Annotated in this window: 7 protein-coding genes; 2 read left to right on the top strand and 5 right to left on the bottom strand. The window is 61.1% G+C overall.

All coding sequences use genetic code 11. The features are described from left to right. Positions 1-508 (top strand): YkgJ family cysteine cluster protein (locus JNL55_RS16345; RefSeq protein WP_293855645.1); only part of this gene is annotated, 508 nt, incomplete at its 5' end. Here JNL55_RS16345 and JNL55_RS16340 read toward each other — a convergent pair. From JNL55_RS16340 to JNL55_RS16325, 4 genes are all read right to left on the bottom strand, one after another. After that, positions 505-2,271 carry an N-acyl-D-amino-acid deacylase family protein gene (locus JNL55_RS16340; protein WP_293855651.1) on the bottom strand — a complete coding sequence of 589 codons (1,767 nt, stop codon included), beginning with the start codon at positions 2,269-2,271 and terminating at the stop codon, positions 505-507. The two genes, JNL55_RS16345 and JNL55_RS16340, sit on opposite strands and share 4 nt — an antisense overlap. A gap of 36 nt (positions 2,272-2,307) precedes the next feature. Next, positions 2,308-5,430 carry a TonB-dependent receptor gene (locus JNL55_RS16335; RefSeq protein WP_293855643.1) on the bottom strand — a complete coding sequence of 1,041 codons (3,123 nt, stop codon included), beginning with the start codon at positions 5,428-5,430 and terminating at the stop codon, positions 2,308-2,310. 129 nt (positions 5,431-5,559) lie between these two features. Beyond that, positions 5,560-6,615: a FecR family protein gene (locus tag JNL55_RS16330; RefSeq protein WP_293855641.1), complete on the bottom strand. Its 1,056-nt coding sequence runs from the start codon at positions 6,613-6,615 to the stop codon at positions 5,560-5,562. After that, on the bottom strand, positions 6,612-7,115 hold the full coding sequence (locus JNL55_RS16325; RefSeq protein ID WP_415923091.1) for an RNA polymerase sigma factor: 504 nt from the start codon (positions 7,113-7,115) through the stop codon (positions 6,612-6,614). Before JNL55_RS16325 ends, JNL55_RS16330 begins: the two co-directional genes overlap by 4 nt. Positions 7,116-7,384: 269 nt before the next feature. Between JNL55_RS16325 and trxA the strand changes: the two genes are divergently transcribed. Then, positions 7,385-8,242, top strand: a complete 858-nt coding sequence (gene trxA / locus JNL55_RS16320) for a thioredoxin (RefSeq protein ID WP_293855638.1) — start codon at positions 7,385-7,387, stop codon at positions 8,240-8,242. Position 8,243: 1 nt separating this feature from the next. On the opposite strand, the gene JNL55_RS16315 is transcribed toward trxA, so the two are convergent. Beyond that, positions 8,244-8,758 (bottom strand): queuosine precursor transporter (locus JNL55_RS16315; protein WP_293855635.1); only part of this gene is annotated, 515 nt, incomplete at its 5' end.

Raw genomic sequence — 8,758 nt, 5'->3', positions numbered from 1 at the left:
TGTCCGTGCCGTAGAAGCTTTCAGCATGCTCGACTTTGTCGAGCGCACGCTGCCCGAAACGGAGAAGGCACGCATCTATTCAGAGGTGCGGGCCAACAGCGCGCTGTTGAAGGACATGGATGACATGGACCGCATGGGTCGTAACGTCAAATGCCCGTTCCTGAGCGCCGGCCGTTGCTCGATCTACGAAGCGCGGCCGCAAACCTGCCGTAACTATCACGCCACCAATGTGGTCGGCTGCCAGCAGTCGTTCGAAGATCCCACCAATCTGGACATCGATCCGGAATTCGCGCCGATGGTGTATCAAGCCGGCGGGGCGCACGTTGAAGCGTTCATTCGCGCCATGCGCGAGGAAGGCTACGACACCAACGTGTATGAGATGAGCGGAGCGCTCGAGGCTGCGCTGTCGCAGCCAGAAGCACGTGCGCGCTTCGAAGCGAAGCGCGCACCTTTCAAGAAGCTACCCGGCGATGACGTGCCGGGTGAGTTCGAAGATCTCGACGACTAGCCGATCCAGCTCCACTCGCTCGCGCTGGCCTTACAACCACCGCCTTCCTGGCCCTTCCAAGCACGACCGCGAATGTAGCGGCCAGGACGCGCCTCAGTGGGCTCACCGTTCGCCAGTGCCGCCACACCGTTCACGACGACATCGGACACGCCGGTGGAATAACGATGCGGATCGACGTACGTGGCGTGATCCTGAATCGTCGCTGGATCGAACACGACGATGTCCGCGAAGTAACCTGCCTTCAGCGAGCCGCGATCAGTCAGTGAATAGTTTGCAGCCGGCAAGCTGGTCAGCCTGCGCACTGCTTCCTGCACCGTCAGCAACTTATCCTCGCGAACAAACTTCGCAAACACCCGAGCAAACGTTCCATAAGCCCGCGGGTGCGTGCCGGTCTTCAACGTCTCGCCAGCCGCAGTCAGCGCCGGCGCATCGGAACCGAACGACACATACGGCTCCTGGATCTGCACCTTCAGGTTGTCTTCGCTCATGGTGAAATAGAACACGCCCACGCGAGTCTCGTCCTCTTCGATGAGCTGCAACGCCGCCTCTTCCGCACTCACGCCGCGCATCTCCGCGACTTCAGCGAGCGTCTTGCCGATCAGCGGCTTCAACTTATCGTTCTTGAACGACGCCAACATCACACCCTTCGGCCCACCGGCGCCGCGCATGACGTTTTCCCAATCCGTCACCGGCTCACGCATCTCTGCGATCACGCGCGCACGAATCTTCGGATCCTTCAACCGAGCACGGAATTTCTCCGGCCCGCCTTCTTGCACCCAAGGCGGCATCGACGCAGTCATGCCAGTGCCAGACGCCGGATAGGTATACATGTCGGCCGTGATGCGCACGCCTTGCTTGCGTGCCTCGCGAATCTTCTCCAACGCGACGGCCATCTTCGGCCAGTTCTTCGGATCGCCGACCTTGATATGGAACACTTCGGCCGGCGCCTGAGAGCGCCGCGCGATTTCGATCAACTCATCCAGCGCTTCGATGAAATGATCGCCCTCGCTGCGCATGTGGCTCACATACATGCCGCCGCACTTGCCTGACTCGGCGGCCAGTGCCGACAGCTCATCGACATTGGCGAACAAGCCCGGCAAATAAATCAGCGCCGTGGACAAGCCCAGCGCGCCCTCTTCCATTGCACCACGCACCAGTTGTCCCATCTGCTGGAGCTGCTCCGGGGTCGGCTTGACGTTCTCGACGCCGAGCACATGCTGGCGCACCGTGGTCGCACCCACCCAACCAGCGAAGTTCACGGAAACACCGAGCTTCTCGACGCCTTCCATGTACTGCCCGAACGTGCGCCATTGAAACGGCGGCTTGCCCTCTTCGTCATCTTCCTGCTGCTTCGCTGCCATCTCCTCGGTCAGCGGACCGGGCGAGCCGCCCTCGCCCATCACTTCCAAGGTCACGCCCTGACGCAGATCGCTCTCGGCAGAGCGATCGGTCAGCAGCGAATACGTGGCATGACTCATCGCATTGATGAAGCCCGGCGAGACTGCCTTGCCTTGCGCCTGAATCGTTTGTTTCGCGCCGCCCTCGGCCTTCGGTCCCACGTAGACGATGCGGTCGCCCTTCACGCCCACATCGCCGACGAACGGCTCGCCACCCGAGCCGTCGTAGATCGTGCCGCCCGCGACCAGCAGATCGAACGCAGGCTCTTTTTTCGAGCTACACGAGGCGGTGCCCATCGCGATGGCCGCGATGGACAACGCCAGCAGGGAGCGACGGGCCCAAGGCCGACGCGAACCAACAGTCATAGCCACTCGATTCTCCCAGTCATTTGCATAGAGTCATTAGAACTTGAATCTCACACCGGCCACGTACGAGCGCCCGATGACATCGTACAGCGCAAAATTGGTGGCCATGGACTGTGAAAAGTTAAAGACATTGATCGGCGGATCCTTGTCCAGCAGGTTCTGGATACGGCCGTACACTTCCATACGCCCTGCCGCATCGAGCTGATAGCGCAGCGCCGTGTCCAGATAGAACACCGAGCCGATGGTGTTGTCGTTGATGTCGTACTGACCGTACGTGTTGTCGAACTTGCCGCCGCCGATGTAGCGACCGTCGAGCGTGGCCACGAACGGAGCGAGCGAATACGTCAGACCAGCCTGCGCCTTCCAATGCGGCACGCCACCGTGACCCGAACCCACATCGCCAGCACGATCGATATTGGTGATGCCGTCGCTGGTCGCCAACTCATCCACATACGTCGCCAGCAAGCGCAAGCCCAGTCGGCCCGGCAAGTCGAGCGCCGCGAGCGGCAAATCGTAGCTCAGCTCGAAGTCGACGCCACGCGTAGTGAGCTTACTCAAATTCACTGGGCTCAACGCGATCTGAGTGATGACGCCGCTGCCATCGCGAGTGATCAGGCTGCACAGGCTGGCGTTCCCGGCCTGGCAACGGTCGACGATGTTCTGACCGCTGATGGTCGAAATCGCGCCCGACACTTCGATGTCATAGAAGTCGATGGACGTGCGCAGACCGCTGGCCCAGTACGGCTGATACACGATACCGAAGGTGGTCGTGTCGGCTTCCTCGGGATCCAGATTCGGATTGCCGGTGGTGATGAAGTACGTGTTGGCCTGCACGTTGCTGACACGATCGATGATGGTGCCCAGGCTCAGCTGGTACGGCGTGTACAGCTCGGACAGGTTAGGCGCGCGAATGTCACGCGAGCGAGTGCCACGCAAGCGGACCTGATCGCTGATCTCCCACGACAGCCCCACCTTCCAAGTCGTCACTTCGCCGCTGAGGTTGTAGTCGGTGCGGCGGAACGCACCATTCAATTCCAGCGACTTGTTCCAGGCGCGCTCGGACAACAGCGGCACCGCCACTTCGGCGAACAGTTCTTTCACATCGAACGAACCGGCATTCGCTGTGGGATTGCCGATGATGTACGCGCTGCTCGCAGACAACGCATCCACCGCAGACGTCAGCTCGTCCTTGCGATAACCCGCACCGAATGCCGCCGACGCTTGACCGGCCCAGGTATTGAACAACGGACCTTGCGCACTGAAATCAAAAGCACGCTGCGTGTAATAAGCATCGAGCCATTGTGTTGCTGTGGTGTAAGCCACCGACTCCGGCGACGGCGAACCGACACCGAATACGTTCATGGGCTGACAACCGTTGCTGGGATTGGTCAAGGTCGAGCGGCAGACGATGCGGCCGGTGGCCGTATCGAGCACGGCGTCCGTCGCCAACGCATAGTTGGCTCGGATGCGATTGCCATGCAGTTTGGAGTCGTAATGACTGCGGCCGTATTGATAGGCCAGTTCCCATTCCCATTCGCCAACCTTGCCTTCGACGCCGAACACGCCGCGTCGCGTGCTGGTTTCGATGTCGGTGACGATCATCGGCAGGTCGTAGTCGAAGCGGCCCAGCGAGAATGAGTTCAGCCCCAGCGTCTGCATCTGATCGCGAATCGACTCGGGCAGGAACGCGTTGTCGCGATAAATCGTGGTCGCACCGAGGCTGTAGGTCGGCACGAGGTCGCTGTAAGTCTGCGAGTGAGCAAACGAAGCCTCGGCGAACACGCGCAGGTTATCGTTGATGTCGAAGTGCGCGGTCGAGAAAACGTTCTCGCGATCCACTGGGATCTTGATCGCGATGTTCTGGCCGAGCCACACACCGTCGCCGCCCGCCATGAACGAGCTGCCAGGCACGAACGTGCCATAGGTGAACGGAATCGGCACACCACCAACGCCGAACTGCGTGCCTCGCAGTGGGCCGCTGGTGATCAAGCCGCCGAGCGCACCGTTCGACATGCCATAGCCACTGACGATCAGCTGGCGATACTCGCCGTTGCCCGCGGCGTAAGCCGGATTGGCGATGATGCCCCAGGCCGGCTTGGCCCAATCGCGCGAGGTCTGCGGTGAGACACCTTCGCTTCGTGCGATTTCCGCCGCCGCCGTGAAGTGGCCGCGGCCATCGGCGAAGCCGGTACCGAACGCCAGCGTGCCGAGATTCTCTTCGTTGTCGCCGCGATCGGAAATGCCCGTTTGTAACTTGCCTTCGAAGCCATTCACATCGCTGCGCAGGACCATGTTGACGACACCGGCGACGGCATCCGAGCCCCACGCAGCCGAGGCGCCGCCCGTCACCACTTCGACGCGCTCCAACAGCGCCGAAGGAATCACGTTGATATCGACTTCAGAACCAGTGACGCGAGTGGGCACATGGCGGCGGCCGTTCAAGAGCACCAGCGTGCGTGCCGAACCGAGCCCGCGCAGGTTCAAAAAGTTGCCACCTGCGTTTTGTGAGTTCACCACCGTGGTGGAAGGCGTAACCGAGCCACTGAAGGCCGGCGCCTCGTTCAACAGGTCGGCAACGTTGACGATGGCATTGTTCTGCAACTCCTCGGCACCGATGACAGTTGTCGGCGTAGGTGCAGTGAAGCCTTCACGTGAAATGCGCGAAGAAGCCACGACGACTTCTTCGACCACCGTGGGCTGTACTTGCGTGGTCTCGCTGTCTGTCGATTGGGCCCCTGCGCCCACCGAGAACAGCGCGCCCATTGCTCCAGTGAGCCGCGCCAGGAAAGAAATCTTCTGTTTGTTCGAGTCGATCATCGTGCCGTCTCTCGTAGTGTGGTCGGCGCGGCGAAACGCCGGCACCGAGGACCCCTTACTTACGGTCAGTGCACCATCGACTCCGAACTCGGCAGCCAACCCCGTATCCCGTAACAGCAGCGTGATCGCTTCTGCCACGGTATAGGTTCCCACGACCCGATTGGCCGTGCGGTTTTGCGACACTTCAAAAGGAAACATGAAGGTCACATCCGCCTGCTCGGCAAACTCGATGAGCGCCTGATCCGCCCGTTGCCGAGAAATATCGAAAGCGATTCGCTTGTGCGCGAGCGGTTCGCCCGCGCGCCCGGTCGCCGACAGCATCGTCAGGGCGAGCGCGAGCACGATGCTGGCCAGGCATCGATACAGTTCGTTTCGGTCTTTCTCAGCGGCGCGTATTGAGCGCGCTGCTGTGAAGGACGACTGTGCTCGCGTTTTCCGGCATGTCATTGCGAAGAAAAATCGCACCGCCTGTTACAGGACCGCCGAGCTGCTGCTGGCGAGGATGATTTTGTCGTCACCGACCCGGCGCGACGTCACGTTGAAATTTTCTTTGAGGGTCTTGAGCAAGCCTTCGACGTCGCCGGTCTTGAACAAGCCAGCGACCCGAATCTGTTTCAGGCTTTCATCGGAGATGATGAATTCCACAGCGGTGTAGCGTTCGATCTCCACCAGCGCCTCGGCGAGCGACTCACCACGGAACACCAGATTGCCGGCGCGCCATGACAGGCGCACGACGATTTCTTCTGGCGCCAGGTGCTGCGTCTCGCTGGGATTCAGCTCGTTCACCACCAGCAAGTCGCCGGCACTCGCGAGCTTCACAGACGGCGTCGGCGGACCATCCACTATCGATGGCAAGTCGCCCCGCAGCCCCACCAGCACCTTGCCTTCAGTCACCAACAGCTCGACGCGCTGATCGTGGCCGATGCGCAGATTGAATTCGGTGCCGACGGCTTGCACGAAGCGATCGCCGACATAAACGTTCAACGGTCGCTTACGTTCGTGAGCGACCTGCAGATGCATCTCGCCACGTTCCAGGTACAACTCCCGCGCCGCGTCGGTGAAACGCACGCGAACTCGCGTATCGGTGTTCAGCGTGAGACTGGAACCGTCGGCCAGCGCAATCGTGGAGCGCTCGCCTACCGGAGTGGCGAAAGTATGCTCGCCAGAATCCGCGGCAATCGCTGCGACCGCAGGCGCATGCTCCGCCGGCCGCCAATCGATGAAGCTCACCGTAGCAATGAGCACTGCGACCAGTAAGGATGCGGCGACGGAAACCGGCACCAGCCAGCGACTGCGACTCGACTCGGGTTTCGGGAATAGATCGGCGAGCCGCGCCATCGCGTCGAGCTTGTCGTAGACGCGCGCCACTTTCATCAACACAGCCACGTGAGCGGGATCGGCAGCCAACCATTGCTCGAGCTGTTGCTGCTCGGCGGCCGACAAGCCGCGATCCACTTTCGCAATCCATTCGCTCGCCTCGCTCAAAGCGTTGGGCGGCTCGGTCGCCAGGCGATACACGTTACTCATCCGCGCCTCCTCGCGAGCGGCCGCTTCGTTGCGGTGTCCATGACCTGGCTGGATTCGCTGTCCAGAATCAGCCGGGCGCAAAGCTCGATCCCCTTGGCGACGTGCTTCTCGACGGTGTGCTCGCTCAAGCCCAGTTCGCGAGCGATCTCCTTCTGCGAGTAACCGTAAACTTTTTTCAGCACGAACACGCGCCGGCACTGCACGGGCAATTGCCGCACCACCTCGCAGAACCGCGCGAACTCTTCGTCGGATGCGGCTTGCTTGAAGGTCGCGTCGCTGGTGTCAGCGCCCGCCTCGATCAGCGCCTCCATCTGTTCGTCCAGCGACGACGCCAGGCGCCACTCGGCACGTTTCACATGGTCCAATGCCAGGTTGCGGGCGGTCTTGACCATGAAGCCTTGCGGCCGCCGGATTTCCTTGTCGTGCTTGAACTGGCACACCAGGACGTAGGTTTCCTGGACGATGTCTTCGATTTCGTGGGGCGGCACGATGCGCGACACGACGCGAGCGAGCCGCGCTCGACACGTCATGAAAACATCGAACAGGAATGCGTTGCCGGACATGCAGGACTTCCGAGGGAGTCCCACTAGGGACGATTCAGCGCCGATTTTCCGTTAGTCACCCGTTAGTGACCTTAGAGGGGCGGGGAGCGCCGATCCGTGCTTTCCGGGACAATTACTTCGCAGATCGGGTCAGCGGCCAGGCTTGAAGTGCGGCGCACCGCCCCCATGACATCTCGCTTGAGCCGACTGCCGTGCCGGAGGACCCAGTGAGTCTAGAAACGACCGTGGTAACTGCAGACACCTTCATGACCGAAGTGGTCGAAGCCTCGGCGCAAGTGCCGGTGCTGGTGGACTTCTGGGCACCCTGGTGCGGACCGTGTAAGCAATTGATGCCCACGCTGGACCGGCTGGCCGCGGAGTATGGCGGCCGTTTCAAGCTGGCCAAGGTCAATACCGACGAACAACAGGAATTGGCGCAGCAACTGGGCATTCGCAGTTTGCCGACCGTGGTGTTGTTCAAGGACCGCACCTCAGTCGATCATTTCATGGGCGTGGTGCCTGAAGCCCAGATCCGGCAGCTGCTGGACAAGCATTTGCCCAAGAGCTCCGATGCGCCGCTGGAGCGAGCACAAGCGTTGAAAGCCAGCGGCGATTTCTCCGGTGCCCGCACACTCATCGAAGGCGCGCTGGTCGACGATCCCGAGAATATTTCTTACTTGACCGAACTGGCCGAGCTCAAAGCGCTGGACGGTGATCTCGAAGCCGCCAGCAGCGAGCTAGCTCGACTCCAAGGCATCGAGCCGAACCACACCGCCGTGAAGCGACTGGCTGCATTGCTGACCTTCAGCGATGTCATCGCAGCGCATCCGGATGTTCTGTCATTGCGTGAGCGTGTAGCAAACAACGCTGACGATCTGGCGCTACGACACGCGCTCGCCGTACATCAGCTGTTGGGTGGCGATGTGGAGCCGGCGTTGCAAACCTGGCTGGACATCATGCGCAAGCATCGCAGCTACAAAGACGATCTCGCGCGTCGCAGCCTGTTACAGGCGTTCGAGGTGATTGGCGATGCCGACCCCATCGTCGCACGCACGCGCAAGGAAATGGCACGCCTGCTGTTTTGAACTAGCCAGAAACGCGCGCCGTCTCCTGCAGATGTTCCGACGTTGCGTGGCCCAGATAGCCGCGAATCAATCGTCGCACCCCATAGATCAGTGGAATGAGCAGGAACGCCATCGCCAGCTTGTAGCCGTAGTTCACGCTCGCCACTGCCAGGAACAACGACATGGGCCAGTGCTGAGGCCCAAGCACGAAGGCGATATACAACACCACGAAACTATCGACGAGCTGCGAGACCGCAGTCGAACCAGTGGCGCGCAGCCAGATCCAGCGCTCGCCGGTCAGCATACGAATGCGATGAAACACCGCCACGTCGATCAACTGACCGACCAGGAACGCGGTCACCGAGCCGGCGATGGTCCACATGCCCTGGCCGAAAATATTACTGAAGGCCGCCTGCATGTCCGGCACGCCGCGTTCGTTGTTGACCGCGACCCAGAATTCCGCCGGCGCCAGCGAGATCGCTGCGTATGCCGCGAGAAAGCCGTAAATGATCAGCGCCACGGTCAGCCAGGATATGA

This window comes from Steroidobacter sp., from assembly GCF_016790065.1.
GTDB lineage: Bacteria > Pseudomonadota > Gammaproteobacteria > Steroidobacterales > Steroidobacteraceae > Steroidobacter.
Note: the sequence above shows the minus strand (reverse complement) of the source record. Positions and strands in the feature narration are given on the sequence as shown.